24 protein-coding genes and 1 pseudogene are annotated in these 23,804 nt (G+C 40.8%); 13 read left to right on the top strand and 12 right to left on the bottom strand.

The annotated features are described in order from the left end of the window. Positions 1–144 precede the first annotated feature (144 nt). The 4 genes from WC743_RS04885 (at position 145) to WC743_RS04870 (ending at position 5,043) form a co-directional block, all read left to right on the top strand. Positions 145–480 (top strand): PadR family transcriptional regulator, encoded by a 336-nt coding sequence (locus tag WC743_RS04885; RefSeq protein WP_373010697.1) that lies wholly within the window; start codon positions 145–147, stop codon positions 478–480. A gap of 23 nt (positions 481–503) precedes the next feature. Then, on the top strand, positions 504–2,156 hold the full coding sequence (locus WC743_RS04880) for a PspC domain-containing protein (RefSeq protein WP_373010696.1): 1,653 nt from the start codon (positions 504–506) through the stop codon (positions 2,154–2,156). Position 2,157: 1 nt separating this feature from the next. Beyond that, positions 2,158–2,373 (top strand): hypothetical protein, encoded by a 216-nt coding sequence (locus tag WC743_RS04875; protein ID WP_373010695.1) that lies wholly within the window; start codon positions 2,158–2,160, stop codon positions 2,371–2,373. 210 nt (positions 2,374–2,583) lie between these two features. After that, positions 2,584–5,043 carry a TonB-dependent receptor domain-containing protein gene (locus tag WC743_RS04870; protein WP_373010694.1) on the top strand — a complete coding sequence of 820 codons (2,460 nt, stop codon included), beginning with the start codon at positions 2,584–2,586 and terminating at the stop codon, positions 5,041–5,043. Between the two features lie 119 nt (positions 5,044–5,162). Here WC743_RS04870 and WC743_RS04865 read toward each other — a convergent pair whose 3' ends face one another. Next, a complete protein-coding gene (locus WC743_RS04865) occupies positions 5,163–7,664 on the bottom strand; it encodes a M14 metallopeptidase family protein (RefSeq protein WP_373010693.1) in 2,502 nt (833 codons plus the stop codon). A gap of 111 nt (positions 7,665–7,775) precedes the next feature. On the opposite strand from WC743_RS04865, the gene recQ reads away from it, so the two are divergent. Both recQ and murF read left to right on the top strand, forming a co-directional pair. Continuing rightward, positions 7,776–9,926 (top strand): DNA helicase RecQ, encoded by a 2,151-nt coding sequence (gene recQ / locus WC743_RS04860; protein WP_373010692.1) that lies wholly within the window; start codon positions 7,776–7,778, stop codon positions 9,924–9,926. 49 nt (positions 9,927–9,975) lie between these two features. After that, complete coding sequence (gene murF, locus WC743_RS04855) at positions 9,976–11,304, top strand: UDP-N-acetylmuramoyl-tripeptide--D-alanyl-D-alanine ligase (RefSeq protein WP_373010691.1); 1,329 nt, start codon at positions 9,976–9,978, stop codon at positions 11,302–11,304. Positions 11,305–11,315: 11 nt separating this feature from the next. On the opposite strand, the gene WC743_RS04850 is transcribed toward murF, so the two are convergent. The 3 genes from WC743_RS04850 to WC743_RS04840 are packed head-to-tail and all read right to left on the bottom strand — an operon-like array spanning position 11,316 to position 12,966. Next, positions 11,316–11,573 carry a Txe/YoeB family addiction module toxin gene (locus WC743_RS04850; protein ID WP_373010690.1) on the bottom strand — a complete coding sequence of 86 codons (258 nt, stop codon included), beginning with the start codon at positions 11,571–11,573 and terminating at the stop codon, positions 11,316–11,318. Beyond that, positions 11,564–11,767, bottom strand: coding sequence for a DUF2683 family protein (locus tag WC743_RS04845; protein ID WP_373010689.1), 204 nt, complete (start codon positions 11,765–11,767; stop codon positions 11,564–11,566). Before WC743_RS04845 ends, WC743_RS04850 begins: the two co-directional genes overlap by 10 nt. A 59-nt stretch (positions 11,768–11,826) precedes the next feature. Continuing rightward, positions 11,827–12,966 (bottom strand): NAD(P)/FAD-dependent oxidoreductase, encoded by a 1,140-nt coding sequence (locus WC743_RS04840; protein ID WP_373010815.1) that lies wholly within the window; start codon positions 12,964–12,966, stop codon positions 11,827–11,829. A 135-nt stretch (positions 12,967–13,101) separates the two neighbouring features. Between WC743_RS04840 and WC743_RS04835 the strand changes: the two genes are divergently transcribed. The 3 genes from WC743_RS04835 (at position 13,102) to WC743_RS04825 (ending at position 15,558) form a co-directional block, all read left to right on the top strand. Further along, entirely contained in the window at positions 13,102–13,818 is a 717-nt protein-coding gene (locus tag WC743_RS04835) for a zinc metallopeptidase (protein WP_373010687.1), read from the top strand. Positions 13,819–13,972: 154 nt separating this feature from the next. Continuing rightward, a complete protein-coding gene (locus WC743_RS04830; RefSeq protein ID WP_373010686.1) occupies positions 13,973–14,797 on the top strand; it encodes an ion transporter in 825 nt (274 codons plus the stop codon). 101 nt (positions 14,798–14,898) lie between these two features. Next, a complete protein-coding gene (locus WC743_RS04825; protein ID WP_373010685.1) occupies positions 14,899–15,558 on the top strand; it encodes a hypothetical protein in 660 nt (219 codons plus the stop codon). A gap of 64 nt (positions 15,559–15,622) precedes the next feature. Here the strand turns inward: WC743_RS04825 and apaG are convergent, their stop codons facing one another. Beyond that, a complete protein-coding gene (gene apaG / locus WC743_RS04820) occupies positions 15,623–16,009 on the bottom strand; it encodes a Co2+/Mg2+ efflux protein ApaG (RefSeq protein WP_373010684.1) in 387 nt (128 codons plus the stop codon). A gap of 43 nt (positions 16,010–16,052) precedes the next feature. Continuing rightward, complete coding sequence (gene dusB, locus WC743_RS04815) at positions 16,053–17,045, bottom strand: tRNA dihydrouridine synthase DusB (RefSeq protein WP_373010683.1); 993 nt, start codon at positions 17,043–17,045, stop codon at positions 16,053–16,055. A 61-nt stretch (positions 17,046–17,106) separates the two neighbouring features. On the opposite strand from dusB, the gene WC743_RS04810 reads away from it, so the two are divergent. From WC743_RS04810 to WC743_RS04795, 4 genes and pseudogenes are all read left to right on the top strand, one after another. Next, positions 17,107–18,027 (top strand): lysostaphin resistance A-like protein, encoded by a 921-nt coding sequence (locus WC743_RS04810; RefSeq protein ID WP_373010682.1) that lies wholly within the window; start codon positions 17,107–17,109, stop codon positions 18,025–18,027. After that, a complete protein-coding gene (locus WC743_RS04805) occupies positions 18,008–18,220 on the top strand; it encodes a hypothetical protein (protein ID WP_373010681.1) in 213 nt (70 codons plus the stop codon). The genes WC743_RS04810 and WC743_RS04805 overlap by 20 nt, the downstream gene beginning before the upstream one ends. After that, positions 18,217–19,029: a phosphatidate cytidylyltransferase gene (locus WC743_RS04800; RefSeq protein WP_373010680.1), complete on the top strand. Its 813-nt coding sequence runs from the start codon at positions 18,217–18,219 to the stop codon at positions 19,027–19,029. The genes WC743_RS04805 and WC743_RS04800 overlap by 4 nt, the downstream gene beginning before the upstream one ends. A 25-nt stretch (positions 19,030–19,054) precedes the next feature. After that, positions 19,055–19,708, top strand: a pseudogene (locus WC743_RS04795) (phosphatidylserine decarboxylase family protein); the annotation flags it as partial. A gap of 371 nt (positions 19,709–20,079) precedes the next feature. Here WC743_RS04795 and gldN read toward each other — a convergent pair. From gldN to WC743_RS04765, 6 genes are all read right to left on the bottom strand, one after another. Further along, positions 20,080–21,297: a gliding motility protein GldN gene (gene gldN / locus WC743_RS04790; RefSeq protein WP_373010679.1), complete on the bottom strand. Its 1,218-nt coding sequence runs from the start codon at positions 21,295–21,297 to the stop codon at positions 20,080–20,082. Positions 21,298–21,369: 72 nt separating this feature from the next. Next, positions 21,370–21,717: a 50S ribosomal protein L19 gene (gene rplS / locus WC743_RS04785; RefSeq protein ID WP_128533994.1), complete on the bottom strand. Its 348-nt coding sequence runs from the start codon at positions 21,715–21,717 to the stop codon at positions 21,370–21,372. Positions 21,718–21,931: 214 nt separating this feature from the next. After that, positions 21,932–22,606, bottom strand: a complete 675-nt coding sequence (gene trmD, locus WC743_RS04780) for a tRNA (guanosine(37)-N1)-methyltransferase TrmD (protein ID WP_373010678.1) — start codon at positions 22,604–22,606, stop codon at positions 21,932–21,934. A 100-nt stretch (positions 22,607–22,706) separates the two neighbouring features. Beyond that, complete coding sequence (locus WC743_RS04775) at positions 22,707–23,096, bottom strand: VOC family protein (protein WP_373010677.1); 390 nt, start codon at positions 23,094–23,096, stop codon at positions 22,707–22,709. A gap of 11 nt (positions 23,097–23,107) precedes the next feature. After that, positions 23,108–23,308 (bottom strand): helix-turn-helix transcriptional regulator, encoded by a 201-nt coding sequence (locus tag WC743_RS04770; protein WP_373010676.1) that lies wholly within the window; start codon positions 23,306–23,308, stop codon positions 23,108–23,110. A 3-nt stretch (positions 23,309–23,311) separates the two neighbouring features. Next, the gene (locus WC743_RS04765) at positions 23,312–23,740 is read right to left on the bottom strand and encodes a hypothetical protein (protein WP_373010675.1); all 429 of its coding nucleotides are present in this window, start codon (positions 23,738–23,740) and stop codon (positions 23,312–23,314) included. Positions 23,741–23,804: the final 64 nt, after the last annotated feature.

The following is a 23,804-nucleotide window of genomic DNA, read 5'->3' as shown; positions in this document are numbered from 1 at the left end:
AAAGTAGTGTTACGTTATCAATAAATCAAATGATTTGTAAAAAAAAGATGCATTTCATTAAAAATATTTCATTTTTTTAAAAAAAGTGAAAATTTATAGTACTGGGTATTGCATAATACATTCCAAAACATATATCTTTGTATTATGATTGTTGAAAACACACAAACCCAAATGAGGAAAGGCATACTGGAGTATTGCATTCTTTCTATTATAGCAAAGGGCGAGATATATGCATCAGATATCATATCTGAGCTTAAGAAAGCCCGGCTGCTTGTTGTTGAGGGTACGTTATACCCTTTATTAACCCGCTTAAAAAATAATGGCCTGCTTGCCTACAACTGGGTGGAGTCAACATCAGGGCCACCGCGTAAGTATTATGTACTCTCAGATGAGGGCCGCAAAGTTTTAGAACAACTTGACGGTACCTGGCAGGAACTTTCATTTGCAGTACAAACCGCTATAGGCGAAAGAAAAAACTAAACTACCTAATAATTACCACCATCATGAACAAAACTATCATCATAAATATAAACGGCATTGTTTTTCACATAGAGGAAGATGCCTATGAAATATTAAAAGCTTACATGACAGATGTTAAGCGCCACTTTATGAACTCGGCCGATAGCCTGGAGATCACAACCGATATTGAAAACCGTATTGCCGAAATGTTTAACGACATGCTGTTACGTGACGGCAAGCAGGTTATTGTTGAACAGGACGTTAAGGCTGTTGTTGAGCAAATGGGTTCTGTTGAAGATTTTGAACCCGCAGAAGACGGCGGCAGGCCGCAAGCCGAGGCTTTTAATTACAATACCGGAAGCCGCAGGCTGTTCCGCGACCCTGACGATCATTTGGTTGGGGGTGTATGCGCGGGGATTGCTAATTATTTTGATTTTAGCCCGGTTTGGGTGCGTTTGTTATTTGCCATATCTTTTGCTTTTGCAGGAACGGGCTTTATACTATATATAATACTGTGGATTGTTGTACCTAAGGCCGTTACCCGTGCTGACCGTATGGCCATGAAAGGCGAAAAGCTAAATCTGCAGGGTTTTAAAAACAATTTTGAAGAGGAATTGAATACCGTTAAAGGCAACATTGCTAATATGCATAACGAAGCAAGGCCATTCATTTATAAAACACGCGATTTTGCAGGCGACTTTTTCCATCATTTTGGCAACTTTTTGGGTGGCACTGGCAAAGTTCTTCTTAAACTATTGGGCATAGCAGCTTTAATTGCCTGCTTTGGCTGTATAATAGCCCTTGTTGTGAGCATTATAGGTTTAACTGTTTATGGCAATATTGGTATCTATCATTTATTTCCATTTAATATTGTAAATAATCAAATTAATACCATATTCCTAATATGCGGTTTCCTGATGCTGGCCATTCCATTAATGGCTATCATTCTATTTATTATTCACTTAGTATTTAAAGGCACGGGGATTACCAGGTCAACCGGGTCATTCTTTTTATTGATTTGGATTGTAGCCTTAAGCGTTGTTATTTATTACACCGCAAAAGTTACCGCCGATTTTAAAAGCGGGGCAAGCTTTAGCCAAACCATCAATATTAAACCTACTGCAGACAGTACTTACTACTTAAAACTAAATGATGTTAAATACTTAAGTGGTGAAGATAGCGTGCGTCTGAGTATTAAAGAGAAATTTAATGGCCGCGTAATATTGGATGACAACGATAACGACGAAATGAACTCGCCTGGTAATGTAGAGATATACGTTGAAAGAAGCGATGTCCCACAACCTGTTCTGGTAGAATCATTCAGCGCGAGAGGGCGCACCTATGAAGATGCTTTATTTAACGCGCGCAGTACCACCTATCAATTTTCGCAAGTAGGTAACGTATTAAAGTTTAATCGCAGGCTGGAGAAGCCAATGGGAATGCTATGGCGCAATCAGGAACTTCACCTTACTTTAAAAATGCCTATAAACTCTAAACTGATACTTGATGATGATATTGACAGATACGTTAGGGGTGCAAGCGTTTATGATTGTAAAACTGTTAACAAGCAGGAAAGCGCAACATCGGCTAAATTTATTATGACCGATAATGGCTTACGATGTAAGGTTGATACTGTGGTATTGCCTCAACCTGTAAAACCAGTTGCTCCTATAGATAGTGCAGTAAAATCAGAGTAAAATGAAACCCATATTAAAACATATAAGCCTGCTGATATTCAGTGGGCTTATATTGCCTGTTTGCAATAGCATAAGCCAGGAAAATACCGGCAATACTATAACTAATAAGGTAATACCAGCAGTAAAACCCCAAACAGATAACCCGGTGGGCGAGTGCTTTTCTTTCTATCATGATATTGCCGGGTTGGCATTCCCGGTATTAAAAAGTTTAAATTAAGTGTAACCTTTCGCCCCCATTGTGCATCTTAATCATATAACAGCAATGCTTAAGGGCACATAATTTAAACATCCGTATATGCGTAAATATATCTACATATAAACATCCATTAAGCGGGATAATCCGCGACAGCTAAACAATTACTTACTGGTTTTAAAAAAAACGAAGGGTATCCCTTCCATGGACTTTTATTGCCAAAACTTTTGTACTATGAAAACACTTATCAACAAGCTACTAATATTAACAACCTTATTTTTACTCACTATTATAACAGTAAATGCGCAGGCCCCTAAAATGACCACAGTTACCATAACAGGCACCTTACAAAATGAACAAGGTAAACCAATAGACTATGCTACAGTTACCTTACTTCGTGCAAAAGACTCATCTGTTGTAAAAGGTACGCTTAGCAATGACGCAGGAAAATACACCCTTGACCATATCGCCGCAGGCAATTATATTATTGCAGCAACAAATATGGGTTACCAAAAAAGTTACAGCCCGGTATTTGAGGTAACGGGCAATGAGGTAACAGAGACAGTAGCTGCTATAAAAATGCTTCCCACCAGCCGCAACCTGCAAACAGTAACCATAACATCATCAAAACCATTAATTGAGCGCAAGCTTGACCGTACCGTAATGAATGTGGAAAATAGTGTGCTTGCAGCCGGCAACTCTGCATTAGAGATACTGGAACGTGCCCCTGGCGTTACAATTGATAAAGATGACAACATTAGCCTGAAGGGGAAACAAGGTGTTACGGTAATGATTAACGATAAACTTACCTATATGTCGGCTTCACAGTTGGCTACTATGCTGCGCTCTACAGATGGCTCCACGATACAGTCTATCGAGATCATAACCAATCCGTCTGCCAAGTACGATGCCTCAGGAAATTCGGGTATCATTAATATTAAACTAAAAAAGAATAAGCAAAGCGGCACCAACGGCAGCTTAACCGCGGGCGTTGCCTATGGTAAAAACTTTAGGGATAACACCAGCCTAAACTTAAATCATAAACAAGGCAACCTCAACGTATTTGCCACCCTTAGCCGCGGAGATATTAAACGCGAAAACAGCATTGATATTGATAGAGTAATAGACAGCGCAAACGTAAGCACCTATTTCAAACAAAAAACATTGATGGTTAACGATGTACACTATAATAATTACCGTGTTGGCGCCGATTATGCAACCTCATCTAAAAACACAATTGGCTTTATTGTAAATGGCGACTACACAAACGAATATAGTGATAATAGCAGCACCACCTTCTTAGGTAAAACACCGGCTGCGAATGATTCTTACCAAAACACACTTAGTTATATAAAACAAACCTACCGCAGCATAGGAGCAAACTTAAACGACCATTTAAAAATTGACACCAATGGCCAGGAGTTAAGTGTAGACCTGGACTACTCTAAGTTCAATAACAATTCAGATGCTAAATATGACACTTACTTTTTCCGCCCAGATGGTACCAGTCAGATGAATCCTGTTATGTTACGTAATCAAACCCCATCTCAAATAACTATAAACACACAAAAGGTTGATTATACCCTGCCGTTAAGCAAAAGCCTAAAATTTGAAAGCGGTCTAAAATTCAGTTCGGTAAAAACAGATAACGACCTGCAAGCGCAAATTAATAAAGGCCCTGTTTTTATAAATGATACCACCAGGACCAATCGTTTTATTTATGATGAAAAAGTTAGCGCAGCGTACGTTAACCTGGGCAAAACCTATAAAAATACATCAATACAAGCTGGCCTGCGTGCAGAACGCACGGTATCCAACGGTAATTTAATAACCGAGAACCAGGTAGTTAAGCGTAGTTACCTTGATTTTTTTCCGAGTATTTTTATTAACCATACCTTGTCTCCTAAGCATGAGATTGGTATAAGCTATAGCCGCCGTATTGACAGGCCAAATTATGATAACCTTAACCCGTTCCGTTTTTATCTTGACCAATATACATATGAGCAAGGTAACCCTTTCCTTAAACCACAGTATACCAATTCATTTGAGTTAAGTTACACCTATAATAAAACCATTAACGTAACCTTAGGTTACAGCCGCACTACAGATGTAAGCGCTGAAGTTTTATTAACAGATACCCTATCAAAGGCAACTTATCAAACAAGAGTAAACCTGCAAACACAAAACAATTATAACATCAATATTAACTCGCCTTATACTATTGCTAAATGGTGGACCGGTAATATAAACTTTAACGGTTTTTACATGGGCTTTAAATCTGATTCGCTGTTAGGGGGTACATTAAACAACGGTCAGGCCGCATTTAGTATTAGATCTACACAGACCTTTTTATTCGGCAAAGGCTTTAAGGCCGAAGTATCCGGCAACTATGAATCGCCTTTAACTTATAGCATCTTTAAAATTAAATCGCGGTATTCTGTTGATGCTGGTGTGAGCCGCTCATTCATTAATAAAAAGCTGAACATAAAATTAGCGGTAACAGATATATTTAATACCCGTAGAAATAACGTAGGTACACATTTCCAAAGCGTGAATCTTGATATCAGGCAGAAAAATGAAACCCGTTTAGGCCGTTTAACCTTAACCTATAACTTTGGTAACAGTAAGATCAAGGCCCGCCAGCACCAAACCGGCGCCGATGACGAAAAAGGAAGAGTTAAAAGCGGAGGATAAAATCAGTTGGCAGTGAACGGTTTGCAGTTTGCAAGACCCCTACAATGAAAACGGCGACGGAGAAATACTCCGTCGCCGTTCTTTTTTCTGCAAACCGCCAACTGCTCACGGCCAACTCCTTACTGCCCCACCATAAATACAGCGTTGCTAAACAGCAGCTTACCGTTTTCCCAAAAACTACGGAACAATGGATCGTCTACCAAATACACAACCGAGCCGCGGCCCATTGTTTGTACGCCAAGCAACATACCATTTACTATTTTTTGCTTTGATTTGTATCCAACAAAGCCGGATACATAGCTATTCTTTTTAACAGTTCCCACATTCCAGCTATCCTCACCTAAAAGTTCATAAATATCATCGTTCATTTTTAATGAGTAATAATATTCAGGCAGGCCAAAAGCCAATGGGTGGGTATTGTCAATATCCAGTTTAAATATGGCGCCGGCTATGTTACCGGATATCGCATCACGCTCCCGATCAGAGTATTTTTTTACGCTGATGGTTTTATCCTTAGCATCATCCTTCTTGTCTTTTTCTTCCTTTTTCTTCAAAAAAGATCCTTTCTTATCCGCCAATAATGAAACCGCGTTATCAATAGCGATCAGTTTGCCACCATCGCGGATCCAGCTTTGCAGTTTCTCTGAAGGGAAATCCTGGTAGCGGCCATCAGGGAAAATAGCCACATCAAAATCAGATAGTCTTGCACGGCCCAGATCCTGGTAACGCAGTAACGTAATGGGGTACTTTAGCTGCTGCTCAAACAAATGCCAAACTTCGCCCATAGCTTCAGAATTTACACCATCGCCGGCAACAAGTAAAACCCTTGGTTGCTTAATAAGGTGTACCGCGTCAGATCCAATATCATTTCCCTTATCAACAAAACCCGATGAAAGTGGTATCAGTTCATGACCCAGCTCTGCCGCCGTTTGGGTAACCACCATGTCGAAATCGGCACGGTCATTACTTGTCTTTGTGATGATTAAAGATCCGGCTGTAAATTTTTTTCCTCCGGCCTCAAAAGGTTTTTCGGTATAACGTACTTTAATGTTCTTTTTAAGCAGAGCGGCTAAAAACCTAACATCAGCAACAGATTGCCATGCCGATACATAGGCGTAAGCCCGTGTATTAGATAATGCCAGTGGCTTAGTAATACTCCAGCTGATATTAGCCGGTTTTAATGATTCTTTTAACCCATAAGCTTTTAAGCCATACGCATAAGGAAGCGCCCAGGCGGTAATATCATAAGTGGCAGAGTCGGGAATAAATGTTCGCGGCTCCAATAATACATGCAGCAATACCGACTTTGGCTGATAAGCGTTTATTACCAGATCATTAGGGCCAACATTGTATTGTTCAGTTTTACCAGTAAAATAATTGTAACCGGTAACTGACTTATTAGCCAGCCCGAAACCATATTTAATGCCATTCCTGTTCAGCATTTTGGCCAGCATATCGGTTTTTTCGTTATTGTCATTCTTAATAACATATGTCTTATACTCGCCCGGAGGATTAGTACGGCTATTATCATAAAACTTTTTAAACTCGTTTATTAGCTTTGATGCGTTTTCTGATGCTGTTTCAATAGTGCTGATACCTGTTGAGTGGTGATGTGCAATACGTTGTTCCAATGTTAGGGTGTCGCCATTGCGGGTAACCACTGCAAGCCCGCCGCCAATGCCACCCTGCTCATAAGTCATGCCTATTGAGCCATTGTATAATGGGTAAGTATCGCCGTATGATGGGTAAAGCAAGTCAAACTCCTGCTTAGTGAAATACATCCAGCCATTTTTGTCAAACTCTTTAGCGTTATTTTTGCCAATGGTCACCTGAAAATCCCGCTGCCATTGGGTAATATCTTTATGATATGGTTCGGCAGCCGGTGCAAAGTAGTATGGGGCGTTTATACCCTGTTCATGAAAATCAACATGTACCTGTGGCAGCCATTGATTATACAGGCCAACGCGCGCCTGCGTTTCTTTTTGTGCCTGCCATGCCCAATCCCGGTTCAAATCAAAATAGTAATGGTTAACGCGGCCACCCGGCCATGGTTCGGCATGTTCGCGCGATGCCTGGTAGGCATCAGGCACTAAACCCTTAACTGAATTATAAAAATTCACATATCGGTCCCGGCCATCGGGGTTTAAACAAGGATCAATAACTACAACAGTATTTTTTAACCAGGCCTTGGTGCGGGTGTTTGCAGGGTCAACCAGGTCAAACAATGTCCACATTGCGGCCTCGCTTGATGCCGGCTCATTGCCGTGTACATTATAGCTTAACCAGGTAATTTCTGGCGCGTTAACCAATGCAGTACCACTCTCTATTCCGGCTAAACGCAGGTTGTTATGCCTTATCTCTTCCAGCCTGCCAATATTCTCGTCAGATGCTATGAATATGGCCAGTAACGGCCGCCCCTCGTTGGTAGTACCAAATTGCTGTAGCTTTGTATTTTTTGATGCGCCGGCTATATATTTAAAGTAGTCGACAATTTTGTGATGAGGCGTATATTGTTCGCCAGACTTATAGCCTAAAAATTGTTCGGGTGATTGTATGTTTTGGGCTAAACCTGCTGTTACAAAAAGAGAAATTACAAAAATGAAGAGTAATCTTTTTATCATGAATAGAAAGTTAAAGGTAGCAAAGGCTAATTTAAAGTATTTTTTTGAGGTTTAATCACCCGCGCGGCAATTCCGGTTAAACAAAAATCCGCACATTTGTACCATCCAGCAATGACACCACTACAGGCACTTCAAAAATATTTCGGTTACAGCAATTTCAGGCACTCGCAGGAAGCCATCATTCAGCGTGTTTTAGATAAAAAAGATGTAATGGTGTTGATGCCTACCGGCGGTGGCAAATCATTATGCTACCAGTTGCCGGCGGTATTACTTAACGGGTTAACAATTGTCATCTCCCCGTTAATAGCTTTAATGAAGGACCAGGTAGATAGCCTGAACCTGAGCGGTATCCCCGCTGCCTTTTTAAACTCCAGCCAAAACCCGGAGGAGCAGAAAGACATAGCTATCCAGCTAAAAAATAATGAGCTGCGTTTACTTTATATAGCGCCCGAGCGTTTGTTTGGAAAGGACGACCGGTTAATGACCTTTTTGCGTACACTTAACATAGTACAGATAGCTATCGACGAGGCACACTGTATCTCCCAATGGGGGCATGACTTTCGCCCGGAGTACCTGATGCTGGCCGGTTTAAAAAACGAGTTCCCCGGCGTCCCGGTGATAGCACTTACCGCCACTGCCGATAAGCTTACCCAAAAAGATATACTGGAGAAGTTAAACCTGCATGAACCGGTAGTATTTATCTCTTCGTTCAACCGCGAAAATATTACTTATCGCGTTCATCAAAAAACAAAAAGCTTTGATCAGCTATTAAATTTTTTGAGTGAGCGAAAAGAGGATTCAGGGATTATTTATTGCCTGTCGCGTAAATCAACCGAGGCATTGGCCCAAGACCTGAAAGATGAAGGCTATGCAGCCGAAGCTTACCATGCCGGGTTAAATAATGAAGTGAAGGCCCGTAATCAGGAAGCTTTTTTAAAGGACGAGGTAAAAATAATAGTGGCCACCATCGCATTTGGGATGGGTATCAATAAATCAAACGTGCGCTTTGTGGTACATGTTGATCTGCCAAAGAATATTGAGGGTTACTACCAGGAAACCGGCCGTGCAGGCAGGGATGGTTTACCATCTGATGCTTTGCTGCTGTATTCGCCGGGTGATGCTATTAAGCTGAAAAGCTTTGCCATGGTAGATAATAATGCCGAACAAAGCGCCATTATGCTCAAGAAGCTTGATGACATGGTGAATTACTGCCAGTTGCATGCCTGCCGCCGCCAGTACCTGATGCATTACTTTGATGAACCATTCCCTGATAATTGTGGTTCGTGCGATTTTTGCCTGAGCGAGTTTGTAAAGTTTGATGGTACACTCATCGCCCAAAAGGCGCTATCGGCGGTTGCGCGGTTAAAGGAACGTTTTGGCAGTGCATATGTTATTGATTTTCTCCGCGGATCTAAACGCGAAAAAATTTGGGAAGAGCATAAGCAACTTAAAACTTATGGTGCCGGTGCTGATATTAGTCGTGCGGATTGGATGCGCTACTTTCGCGAACTGATAGCCATGGGTTATTTTAAATTAAGCGATGATGGCTATTCCGCCTTAAAGCTAACCACCAAAAGTGAAGCTGTTTTAAAGGGTTTGGAAAAAGTTGAACTGATAGCAGCACAAACTATTGAAGAAAAAGAACAGGAAGAAGTGAGCTTTGATGCCGGGCTAATGAGCCTGTTACGCAAACAACGCCAGGAAATTGCTGTTGGCGAAAACTTACCTGCATATATTATCCTGTCTGATGCTACCTTATTAGAAATAGCCACCTACCTGCCGCAGAAAATGGATGAGTTGAGGTTGATCTCCGGTTTTGGCGATGTTAAACTCGCAAAATATGGCCGTGAGTTTTTAGCGGTGATCAATACTTACAGCAAAGAAAATGGCCTGATATCAAAAATAGATCAGAAGGCCAAAAAGCGCACACCTAAAACAAAAAAACCTGCACGCACATCAGATACTTTTAAAGCAACATTCACGCTTTATAAAGAAGGCAAAACGGTTGTAGAAATAGCCCGGGAGCGAGGCCTCTCACCTACAACAATTGAGGGGCATTTAAGTAATTTTGTACAAACCGGCGAACTGGATGTATCTGAATTTGTTGCACAGGAGAAAATACCGGCTATTAAAGACGCGGTTGAAAGCTATGGCAATGATAAGCTATCGCCATTAAAAGAAATTTTGGGCGATAGCTATTCTTACGGCGAAATTAAGGCCGTTATTGCCTGGATGAATTATAAGCAAAAGACAGAAAGTTAGAAGCTGAGAGCCAAAAGCTATTATATTTAAATGTTTAAGCCAATAAGACATGACCACCACTGAACAATTATACCAGCTATACCTGCAGCATCCTGTTATTAGTACCGATACACGCAAAATTGCTGAAGGCAGCTTGTTCTTTGCTTTAAAAGGCGATAAGTTTGATGCAAATACTTTTGCACAGAATGCCTTAGAGGCTGGTGCTGCTTATGCTATAATTGACAACCCCGAATATAAAACCGGAGATAAATTCCTTTTGGTAGATGATGTATTGACGGCTTTGCAACAGCTTGCCACCCACCATCGCAGGCAATTGAGCATTCCGGTGATTGGACTTACCGGCACTAATGGCAAAACAACTACTAAAGAATTGATAAACGCCGTACTGTCGCAACGGTTCAAGACGCTGGCTACACAAGGCAATTTAAATAACCACATTGGTGTACCATTAACTATCCTGTCAATTAACAGCTCCCATGAAATGGCTGTAATAGAAATGGGCGCCAATCATCAAAAAGAAATTGAACTGCTTTGCAGTATTGCCCAACCAACGCACGGTTTAATTACCAACGTAGGCAAGGCCCATTTAGAAGGTTTTGGTGGAATTGAGGGGGTAAAAAAGGGAAAAGGGGAGCTTTATGATTATTTAGATCAGTCTGGCAGCACTGCTTTTATTAATAGTGATGATGCTACTTTATTAAAAATGCAGGAAAACCGTGGATTAAAAAATGTGGTTTATTACGGTAAAAATATTAATCCTGACAATTTAGTAAGCGGAAAATTACTGAATAACTCACCCTTTCTTACTTTGAAATGGAACGACCGGCAAAGTGTATCATATACGGTGAAAACACAACTTACTGGTGCATATAATCTTGATAATATTCTCGCGGCAATTTGCATAGGTACTTATTTCGAAATGAGCACAGATGAAATAAACAATGGTATTGAGGGTTATCAGCCTAAAAATAACCGCTCGCAAATAATGAATACGGCAACAAATATACTCATTTGTGATTTTTATAATGCCAACCCAAGCAGCATGTTCGTAGCTATTGAAAACATGGACAAGATGCAGGCCGACCGAAAGGTGCTGATATTAGGCGATATGTTTGAGATGGGTAACGAAGCTGCTGTTGAACACACAGCAGTTATTGAAAAAGCAATGAACGCGCAGGTAGATGAGCGGATATTTATCGGCAAAGAATTTTCCAGTCAGCAAACCGAGGTGCAGAATACCAATCTTATTAACACTACCTTTTATATTACAGCAGAAGACGCTATTGTTGGATTAAAAACAGCACCGATCACTAATGCTACTATTTTAATAAAAGGCTCACGCGGAATGGCTTTAGAGCGGTTGGTGGAGTTGTTCTGAAAAGCATTTTACTAATAATGTCCCTTTAAAGAATGAATTATTATCAGATCATTAAGTATCTCATAAATTATTCTATGTTCTAAATTAATTCTTCGAGACCATAAACCTGTCCAATTATACTTCAATTCTTCAGGCTGGCCAATACCTGTATAGGGGCTATCTTGAATTGCCTGAATTAGTTGTGTTATTTTCTTCTGTGCCTGAATGTTTCCACTCTTTTTCCAGTAAGTAAGATCGGATAAAGCCTTATCCATATACTTTACTTCCACAGATCTTCTGTCTTAATTATTGTCCCTTTTCCCTCCCTTGCCTGTTTCCGGCTTTCATCAATTTTAGCCATGAATAAAGGATCATAAGGCTTTTCCACATCTGGTTCTTCCTCATAAGGTATCTGCATCGCATCTAAAACTGCTTTGACAGCTTTTTCCTGTGCTTCATTGGTTGGATGTACTGCGTATGTCATTACTAAAAAAATATAATACTCTAATTTACGGTTTATTTTTTACTGCCTAAAATTTAATGCTATCTCAAAGCCAAATCTGCCACTTCTTCACCAACCAAACTGCCCATAGCTACGCCCATGCCGTTGCAACGTACCGCGCAAAATATATTGGGTTCAACTTCTTTTACAATGGGGTTTATTTCTTCACCGAAACCCATTATTCCGCTCCACCAGTAATCAATTTCGGCATTTTGACCGGGAAGGATAACATTGTGCAGATATTCGGTTAGTTTATCCTTTACTGCGTCGGTATGGCCAAAGGCATGAGTTGCTTCAGCATTAAAATCAATATTACGGCCTCCTCCAAAAAGCACACGGTCATCAATATTTCTAAAATAGTAATAGCCCTCATTAAAGTGATAGGTGCCTTTTATTTTTAAGCCGGGAATAGGCTTGGTAACCAGCACTTGCCCTCTGCCAGGTGTAACTTCCAAACCGGGATATAGTTGATTAGCGAAAGCATTAGTGGCCAGTATCACTTTATCTGCTTTAAAACTTCCTTGTGATGAAACCAGGTGGATATGGTCTTCCGCATGTTCAATAGCTGATATAACACAATTATTCAAAATTAAAATGCCTTGCTCATATACTTTATTTAGCAGGGCGCGCATCATTTTACCGGTATGTATCTGTCCTTCAAATGCATTGTAGATCATTTGGCTAACGCCGCTAAAACCAAAACCTGCAATTTTAGCATTAGACACTGCATAAATGTCATGCCCGTCAATTGCCGGTTTGAGCAAATTATTCAGATAACCGATCTTGTCCATTGCGTTGGAGGCGATGGCATATTCTTCGTTCATAAACAACTCGTAGCCGCCATGCTGATAATAGTCTATATTGGCATCGCCCAGGTTTTGCCTTAGCCGCTGCAGGCCACGCCATTTATAATTGGCCAATTGTACTACTTTGTCTTCCGAAGTATGCTTTAGTGCCGCCAGTTGTTCAGAAACGGTTCCGAAACAAGCAAACCCGGCATTTTTGGTACTGGCTCCGCTGGGTAAAAACCCTCTTTCTAACACCAATACTTTTAAATTGGGCTCACGGGTTTTTAATTGCAGGGCGGCGCTTAAGCCCACAATGCCGCTGCCGATGATAATAACATCGGCAGCACTAACAAATGCTGTACGTTCCCAGTATGAAAAATTATCCGCTTCCACTTTAATCAAAAGTATAAATTGCGAAGCATTCCTGAACCCGATCCGGAAAATAATACGTGAAAAATAAAATCCGTTAATCTGCCAATATAATATGGAATACTTTTTGAATACTATTCTCTATAAAACCCTATTAAAATGATTAACCTATTATTCATATCTTATAATTCGGCCTGGTTGCTCATGATAGCAATTGCGCTGATCAGTTTTATTGTACAATGGCGTTTTAAGAGTAAGTTCAAGAAATATTCTGAAATGCCTTTATTATCCGGCCTGTCTGGTAAAGATGTGGCCGAACGGATGCTGCATGATAACGGCATTTATAATGTAAAAGTTATTTCTGTTGAAGGGCAGCTTACAGACCATTATAACCCGGCAGATAGAACTGTTAATTTGAGTCCGGATGTTTACCACAGCCGCAGTGTTGCAGCAGCCGCTGTTGCCGCGCACGAGTGTGGCCACGCTGTGCAACATGCCAAAGCTTATAACTGGCTCAGCCTGCGTTCAACACTGGTTCCGGTGGTTAATGTGGCATCAACCCTAACCCAATGGACTTTAATGATTGGTATTATGCTATTGCTTTTTACCCATAATTCCTTTGTATTGGCTATAGGTGTTGCCGCGTTGGCACTGGTTACCTTGTTCAGCTTTATTACACTGCCGGTTGAGTTTGATGCAAGCAGCAGGGCTTTGGCCTGGTTAAATAACAATTACACCGTTATGCAAACCAGCGAAGAACATGAACAGGCCAAAGATGCTCTTTGGTGGGCGGCCATGACCTATGTAGTTGCCGCTTTAAGTGCTTTGGCTACTTTAGTTTATTATGCTTCATTCCTGTTTAATAGGAGGGACTAATTCTCTTCAATAAATTGGAGTTTAATTCTGATTATATTTAAAAGGTCATTGCTAATTGCAATGACCTTTTTTATTTGAAACGAATTAGAAGGTACCGGCAAACACAAACCTATCCCATATATGTTATGTGTAGGCATAATCAGCATACTCCATTATGGCATTAACCGAGACAGAAAAAGACTGGCGCTTTAGATTGCATGAAATCATTTATGAATCTAATACCCGTGCCGGTAAAGCTTTTGATGTAGGCCTGCTGATAGCTATTTTCACCAGTATTATTGTGGTAATGCTTGATAGTGTGGAGAGCCTTCACCATCGCTACGGAAGCCTTTTCAATTACCTGGAATGGGCATATTCCATACTGTTTACTATTGAATATATTTTACGGCTAATGAGTATTAAGCGCCCTATAAGCTATGTGATTAGTCCGCTGGGAATAATTGATCTGGTGGCGCTGATCCCCTCGTACCTCAGCATATTATTTGTTGGCGCGCAATCGTTACTGGTATTCAGGGCGCTAAGATTGCTGCGGGTATTCCGGATATTTAAGCTCAGCCGTTTTCTCACCGAGATTGATTTTTTAACAATAGCTATAAAAGGCAGCTTAAGAAAGATCAGCATTTTCCTGTTAACCGTATTAGCGCTCACGGTTATATTAGGATCAATAATGTACCTGGTAGAAAAACGCGAAAACGGGTTCACTAATATCCCCGAAAGTATTTACTGGGCCATTGTTACTATTACCACGGTTGGTTATGGGGATATATCGCCGGTTACACCTATGGGTAAATTATTGGCATCGGTAGTGATGCTGATAGGTTATGCTATAATAGCGGTCCCAACCGGGATACTTACCCATGACCTTGCAATGGCAGCTAAACAGAGAAAAGAATTACCGGAATCATGCCCCAACTGTGGCCGCGAAGGACATGACGGCGATGCCACCTTCTGCAAATTCTGCGGATCGGCATTACTGTAAGGCTAAAACATTTTTTTACGTATTAAACCATTTAAAGCTTTTATACTCCTATCGGTATAAAAGCTTTAATGGTATTTATAAATCAACCCTATCTTATACACATGATATTTAAACGTTTCTTTCTTTTTTCTTTATTATTGAGTTTTGGCTGTTATTGCCAGGCGCAGGATAATTTTAAACTCAACCTCAGGATCGCTAAAGGCCGCGCCTTTGTTTCATCAATACATTTTACGAATGATAATGCAACTATTTATATAGACAGAGAAGGCCGGTTAATGTTAAATTACGACAATGAAAACAATGATGATAACGACTTCCTTGACGAAGATAACCGCGACTACCGCCACTCTAATACCAAGCTACCTACTTTAGATTATTACAGTAATACCGACCAGGAAGAATTAAGAGGCAAAATAAAGCAGATAGGCAATTTACCTGTAACTTATTACGACCGATTTGCCTGGGATGAACTGAAAGGCAGGGTAAAATCTATAGGGAATGTTACGTTTGCTTATTATGACCGCTTTGGTTGGGATGAATTAAAAGGGAAACTAAAATCTGTGAACAACATTGCTATCACCTATTACGACCGCTTTGGCTGGGACGAATTACAAGGAAAAATTAAAACCATAGGCAATACTACTATTTCTTACTATGATCGTTTCGGCCCAACAGAGCGAATGGGTTACGTCAAAAATATAGAGGGCCACACCCCTAATTTAAACATTATATGGCGTAAAAGGCCGCACTATGCCAATTAACATATACATATAGCCCCGATTTGATCGGGGCTATATGCCTTATTATAATTATTATAGGAAAATTTTAGTTGTACCTGTAAGGAGCTATCAGGTAAAATTCGGGGATCTGAACACTAAACATAGCATTATCAATCTGGCGTTCCATCTGGTATTCGCCTTTCATGCTGCCCATATCTGTTTTGAGGTTACAGCCAGATACATACTCATGTGAGGTACCCGGTTCAATAATGGGTTGCTGGCCAACTACTCCTTCCCCTTCAACTTCTCTCTTGGCTCCGTTAGAGTCAAAAATATACCAATGCCTGCTTATTAAACGTACGGCATAGTTACTCATGTTCTCTATATTAACCCTATAGGCAAACATAAAGTGATCATTCGCGGGGTTTGAATATTCGGGCTGGTAAATTGTTTCAACTGAAACCTTAACACCTTCAGTTATAATAGTAGCCATTGTTTTTATTGTCTCTTATTCAAATATAGTATAAAACCAATTATTACGCCATTTCCATTGTATATTTTTTGTCAACTTCGGCTAAAATATCCATTATTTCATCTAAAGTTGAGGCCGTAACTAACTGCATCCTATGCTCTTTAAAGTTTTCTACCCCTTTAAAGTAGTTACTGTAATGGCGTCGCATCTCAAAAATGCCGGTACGCGGGCCTTTCCATTCAATTGATTTTTCAAGATGTGTTTTGCATACTTCTATGCGCTCGGCAATGGTTGGCTTATCTAAATGTTCGCCGGTTTTAAAGTAGTGTTTTACCTCGCGGAAGATCCAGGGGTAACCAATAGCCGCCCTGCCTATCATCATACCATCAACACCATACTCCATGCGCCAGTTTGCCGCTTTCTCCGGCGAATCAATATCACCGTTACCAAATATCGGGATGTTAATGCGGGGATTCTTTTTTATTTCGCTTATTAAAGTCCAATCTGCAACACCTTTATACATTTGCGCGCGGGTGCGGCCATGTATGGTTAAGGCTTTTATGCCTACATCCTGCAATCGCTCGGCCACTTCATATACATTCCTGGTGTTATCATCCCAGCCTAAACGGGTTTTAACGGTAACAGGTAAATGAGTAGCTTCAACAACAGCTTTGGTCATAGCCACCATGCGGTCAATATCCTGCAACAGGCTTGCACCGGCACCACGGCAGGCCACTTGTTTAACCGGGCATCCGTAGTTAATGTCCATTAAATCAGGCTTGGCCAATGTGGCTATCTCAGTAGCTTCGCGCATGTGATCAATATCACTGCCAAATATTTGGATGCCTATTGGGCGCTCGTATTCAAATATATCAAGCTTTTGGCGGCTTTTGGCGGCATCGCGTATCAATCCCTCTGATGATATAAACTCAGTATACATCATATCCGCACCGTTTTGCTTGCATACGTAACGGAAAGGCGGATCGCTCACATCTTCCATCGGTGCAAGCAGCAGCGGGAATTCTCCTAAATCAATATTTCCTATTTGTACAGACATGGGTTATATTCGTGCAAATTTACAAAATTTAAGCTATATGGTAAAAAAGCCTGTAAATCAAATGACTCCGCGGTTACAGTTCCCGGTTTTTGTGCTGATCGCGGTGCTTATTCTTTTGTTAGGCAATCTTATTTCCCTGGGGATAATTGCAGGCGTATACGGGTTAAACACTATTACAGATATTATGAGCCTTAAGTTTGTTGGGCCAAATACCATTAGCGCATTATATATTTTACAACTGATTAGCACTACTATACCCATATTTGTAGCCCCGGTTTTTTTCGCTTATGTAATTGTAAAAGAACCAAAGTCTTATTTAAAACCTTCCTTTAACTTCCCATGGATGCTTATTGTAGTGACTTTAGTTATTATGCTGATATCATCCCCTTTAATTGAGCTGTCAAGCAATTTCAATCAAAAGATGGTTTTACCCGATTTTTTAAAAGGGCTTGAGCAATGGATGAAGGAAAGCGAAGAAGTTGCCAGAAAGATCACCATGGCTATACTGCGAATGGACACCGTTTGGGATTGTATTAAAAACGTATTCCTGATAGGCCTGCTTACCGCTATTGCCGAAGAATTTATGTTCAGAGGTGTACTGCAAACCATTTTAACCCGGTGGACAAAAAACACCCATGCCGCTATATGGGTAACAGCTATACTATTCAGCGCTTTTCATATGGAGTTTTATGGCTTTTTACCGAGGATGTTTTTGGGCGCGCTGTTTGGCTACTTTGTTGCCTGGAGCGGCAGTATATGGCCCGCAGTTTGGGGGCACTTTTTAAATAATGGTAGTGCGGTAATTGCAACTTACCTGTTTCAGCAAAAAAAAATCACCTTAAACCCTGATGATCAGCATGTATTTAATTATGCAGGCTATATATTTAGCTTTATAATTATTATAATTTTGCTGATGGTTTACAAAAAAATAGCAACCGGACTAAAGCCAAGCCCTGAAATTAATGGAGAAGAACTGGGTTAAAATTTTCACTTCAACCAATTTCTATCAATCAGAAATTGTTAAACAGGTGCTAACAGGCTACCAAATTGATGCCGTATTGCTTAACCGGCAGGCATCATCTCACCATGCCTTTGGCGATATTGAAGTTTATGTGCACCAGGAAAACTTTAGCGAGGCTATTGAAATAATGATATTGAACCAAATTAATTTATGAAGACACGCGCCATAACGGGCTTTTTTTTTATTATCGTAATGCTGGCCTCGGTACTTTTGGGGCATTATTTTTTTAGCATATTTTATCTTATCCTTTCCCTGCTTTGCCTTCATGAATTTTATGGGTTAAACATTAAAAGCGGGATACAGCCCAACCGGGCATCGGGCTTTGTAAATGCCGTAATTATTTATTCGCTGTTCGCGTTAATTACCTATCAGGATAAACCCATATACCATGGCTTGCTGCTTTTATTAATACTTTCATTAAGCGCTGTATTTATACAGGAGCTGTTTAAAATAACGGTAGCGCCTTTTTCAAACATTGCTTACACATTTACCGGGCTCATATTCGTAATAATCCCTTTTACGTTTTTTCATGCGCTTGCTTTTGTTAAAGGCGAATTTAATTTTCATTTCCCGCTGGCGTTTTTATTAATGCTTTGGGCAAATGATACGGGTGCCTATTTAGTTGGCAGGGCAATAGGGTGTACAAAACTGTTTGAGCGCCATTCGCCAAAAAAAACATGGGAAGGTTTTATTGGGGGAGTGGCCATTAGCGGCGGGGTTGGTTTTATTATCAGCATGTATTTTACCGATCTGCCGTGGAACCAATGGGTATCTGTCGCGATATTGATAGGATGTTTCGGCACGCTTGGCGATCTGGTTGAATCAATGTTTAAACGCAGCATTAACATCAAAGACTCCGGCGGTATATTGCCGGGCCACGGCGGCTTGCTTGACCGGTTTGATGGATTTTTACTGGCTGCACCTATAGTTTATACTTATTTATACTTCGTGCTAAATGCTTAATTTTGTAATCAATTATTAAATAGATATGATTATCCATAAAGAAGGGTACACCTCCATTGCGCTTACGGTACTATTCATTTTTGTAGTGAATGCATTGTTACAGTTTTATTTTCCGGATGCACATACCGTAAAATGGATAGTATATATTCTTTCATTCCTGCTGTTTGTTATCATTCTGCAATTTTTCCGCAGCCCTATACTGCACATAAACACCAACGAAACACAGGTGCTTTGCCCTGCTGATGGTAAAGTTGTAGTAATTGAAGAGGCCGATGAAACAGAGTTTTTAAAAGACAGACGGATACAAGTCTCGGTGTTTATGTCGCCGGTTAATGTACACGTTAATCGTAACCCAATAAGCGGGGTGGTAAAATATTTTAAATATCACCCGGGTAAATATTTGGTAGCCTGGCATCCAAAATCATCAACAGAAAATGAACGTACTACGGTAGTTACCGAAAACAGCGAAGGCACCATGGTGCTTTTCCGCCAGATAGCCGGAGCTTTAGCGCGCCGTATTGTATGGTATGTAAAAGAAGGCGATGTAGTTGAGCAAGGTCAGCAGTTCGGTTTTATTAAGTTTGGGTCAAGGGTTGATATATTTTTACCATTGGGCACCAAAATTAACGTTAAGCTGAACCAGGTAGTAAAGGGTGGCCGTACAGTATTAGCCGAACTAAAAAGCGTTGGCATTTTGGTTGAAGAAAAAGAATTGATTGAAATACTTGAAAAAGAAGAGGCCACTACCGGTAAGCTTTCAAACAAGCATGGCGAGCCAACACTGGTTATTGAACATGAGGCTGCAGAGAACCCGGTAGGGAGTATAGATGAAACACCTGTAGCACCTGAGCCAACTGCAAAACCCGTAAAAGCGCCTAAAGCAAGACCCGCTGTTAAAAAAGCAGCCCCTGCTAAGGCCGCAACACCAAGAAAAAAGAAAGAATAGCTTATATGATAGCCTCCTGAAAATAGTAGGTGGCCAAGGATATTTAACAAGAAAGCCAAACTTATAAGTTTGGCTTTCTTGTTATTTTTTAATTTTCTTAACCATTAATGAGTGTTCTTCCACAACTGCAGCTCCCACTCGGCCAGTGCTTTTTTTATCTTTTCAGATTCGCGGAGCTTATCTAACCCCTGTGCAAAATCGCGGATACGCTCATCTTTATCGTTAGATTCTTTAATGATATAACTGCTAAACAGCCTCTTCATAAAAATATCATCATAGCTTAAGCTGGTTGCATCGTTATTACGGTTAACAGCTTCTTTATTAGCCAAGATACGCCTTGCCTCCGGGAAATGGATCCAAAAGGCCGGCTGATAATCAAGGTTTAAACCTGCTGCTTTGGGTTTAATCAGGGGGGCAATGCCAATTATGCGGGGTTCAAAAACAGAGCGCTGTCTGTCATACATCCAATCTTCTTTTATACGGAATTTCACTATGCTATCCGGGTTAAACTCACCGGGTTTTAGTGCCGAACCTATTTTGTTGCCGTCCTTGTCAAATTTATCCACCACACTGCTGTCGGCCATTTTGCTCATTGCCTGATCTGGTGTCAATCGCCTGGAAAAAGAGTCGCCACCGGGGTCATCCTTTGTTGCTACGGCATCGTATGCTGTTATCTCGCCTGCTTTTACAGCATCCATCAACACATCTATCAATCTTTGTTTGGGCGATGCCATATAGCGGTTTGCTTTGTCGCGCACATCAAAATCACGCCATACCCGTTTGGAAAAGGAAACATCACCCTCGCGCAGGTTTGCGTATGGGGTCGACCTGGCATTTTTAATATCTGTCTTTCTGTAATAACCATCCAGCGGGCGCAGTTCTACAGGCTTAACTATAGCAAAGGTACCGGGTGCACAATCGCTTTTAATATATGAGGTGCCATTGTATGATGAGTCGCTTGTCCAGATGCCGCTAATGGCGTATAAGGAGTTAAGCGAATCAACCATGAACTTGCCCTTCATGCGTTTCATGCAAAATATATACTGGTTGTTACAATCGCAGTTTATGGTTTTGTATTCGTTAAGGATAACATCATTACCATTTATACTCCCTGATACCAGAAAGCTTACCGCATGGTTATCTAAGGTCCTGAAACTTGAGGTACCGGTTATTTGGTTGCCGGTTTGTTTCAGGTCAAGCTCAATCCTGAAGTGTACACTTTTGTCGCCCTGCGGCAGCTCGCCCAGCCACTTGCCTGTTAGCTTTTGGCCAAAGGCTCCGGTAACCATAAAAAGCGCTATAACAAAAAGTAAGTTCTTCATCAATAAAAATTGCTTGAAACCAAAAAAGCCTTCCTGCTATGCAGAAAGGCTTCAATATACAAAAAATGTAAATTAAACTCTTTTTGATTTGATACGAGCTGCTTTACCGGTAAGGGCACGCAGATAGAATAATTTAGCGCGGCGAACTTTACCAACACTATTTACTTCAATTTTATCAATGTTTGGAGAATTGTAAGGGAAGATACGCTCAACACCAATACCATTAGAAACTTTACGAACAGTAAATGTTTCGCTGTTACCTACACTGTTGCGTTGTAAAACAACACCCTGGTAAAGCTGTATACGTTCTTTATTTCCTTCTCTGATTTTATAATACACGCTAACAGTATCACCAGCTTTAAAAGCGGGGAATTGATTCTTTACTACTGATTGCTCTTCTACAAATTTTACTAAATCCATGATTTTTAGCTCTTAAAGCGATTTTTAACCCGTAAAAATCGGAGTGCAATTATAGGGATTTTATTTGAAATAAAAAAGTAAGTTTTAAAAATTTCCACATTTTATGTTTTGTTAACACAATAAGCCGGTTTTTGGTTGATTGAGTTGATTATGAGTGTGGTTAAATGATAGCCGGGTATTCACCAATTAATATAATCAACCTCTCACCTTAACCTTACTTCAACAGATCCGGCCTTCTGGCTTTTGTGCGTTCCATAGCTTGCTCAAAGCGCCATTTTTCCACCTCGGGTGTGTTGCCGCTTAAAAGAATATCGGGCACTTTATGACCGTTCCAATCTGCAGGGCGGGTGTAAACAGGCGCATCCAGCATGTCATCCTGAAAAGAATCTGACAGGGCCGATGTTTCATCAGACAGCACACCCGGTATAAGCCTGACCACTGCATCTACCAAAACCGCAGCGGGCAGTTCGCCGCCAGATAATACATAATCGCCAATAGAGATCTCCCGGGTAACATAAATATCGCGGATACGTTGGTCAATACCTTTGTAGTGCCCGCAAAGTATGATGATATTTTTTTTGATAGATAGCTGGTTGGCAATTTTCTGATTTAGCGTTTCGCCATCAGGTGTCATAAATATGATCTCGTCGTACTCACGCTCGGCCTTTAATTTTTCAATACAAGCCGCAAAAGGGGGTATGGTCATTACCATCCCGCTACCACCGCCGTAAGGGTAATCATCAACACTTTTTTGTTTGCCGGCAGAGTAATCACGCAGGTTATGCACAACAATTTCTGATATGCCTTTTTTTTGCGCACGCTGTAATATGGAATGTGCAAACGGACTTTCCAGCAAGCCTGGTAAAACGGAGATGATATCAAAACGCATGGGGCAAAGATACGGAAAAGAGCCGAAGCCCCCCAGCCCCCTAAAGGGGGAGCAGAATAAATAAGCTTTTCAAAAGCTCCCCCTTTAGGGGGCTGGGGGGTTATATCTTTTTCTGAATAACCCAGCGATGGCCAAACGTATCCTGCAGTTCACCTTGCCGCCAATCGTACTCATAATCTTTTACCGGTGTAATTATAATTGCCCCGGCTGCTACGGCCCGATTATATACCGCATGCACATCATCAGCCATAAGGCCGATAACGGTGGTTACCCCCTCTTGCGAGGAAGGTACAAAAGCGCCCGATCCCGGCATCTGCTCATGCACATGAAACATGGCACCGTCAATATCAAACTGCGCTACGTGTACGGTTTCATCATCGTTACGAAGACACCATTGTTCAACAGCACCAAAGGCTTTTGTATAAAAACTTATATCGGTAACATTTTTACCTATTGTCAGCTTGGGTGCAAAGGCTGTTTTTGTTTTCATATCTGTTTAATTTAATCTGTATCTTCCAATATAAATATTTGCTCAACAGGTTTTTCAAATACCCGTGCAATTTTTAAGGCTAATACTGTTGAAGGTACGTATTTATTACTTTCGATAGTATTTATTGTTTGGCGTGATACCCCTATGGCATCGGCCAGATCTGCCTGGGTTATGTTCTTAATGGCGCGCTCTACGCGGAGGGAGTTTTTCATAAATTATTCTTCCGCTTTTAATGAACGGTTAAGCCTGAATATTTTCCATCTGAAAAGAATAATAAAAAGCACCAGCGGCACCCATAAGTTTAAACGTAAAATATCCTTATAGTCGGCCTTGCTGTTTGTAAAGATAAGACAGATGATCAGGATAAGATAATTCGCAAAAATGGCCCAACGTAATGACGATAAACGCAGTTGATATATCTGCTCATCCTCTATTTTTTCACGCGAGAATGCAATAAGGAATAAGCCCACAAGCATTAAAACTACCGTTGCGATAAAAAACAAATGCGATAAATTAAATAGGTTGCCGTCATCGTACGAATGGATATGATATATATCCCAGATATGCATCACCGGCAAATGAACAAAGAACAGCACGAGGCCAAGCCAGCGTGTCCAGGTGGGAAATAAGAATTTTGGCTTCATGATAAGTAAAGTTTGATTTACCAAATGTAAAACAGACTTTACAAATATCAAGCATTTGACAAAT

Source organism: Mucilaginibacter sp., assembly GCF_041660805.1.
Classification (GTDB): domain Bacteria; phylum Bacteroidota; class Bacteroidia; order Sphingobacteriales; family Sphingobacteriaceae; genus Mucilaginibacter.
This window is presented reverse-complemented; position numbering and strand designations above follow the sequence as displayed.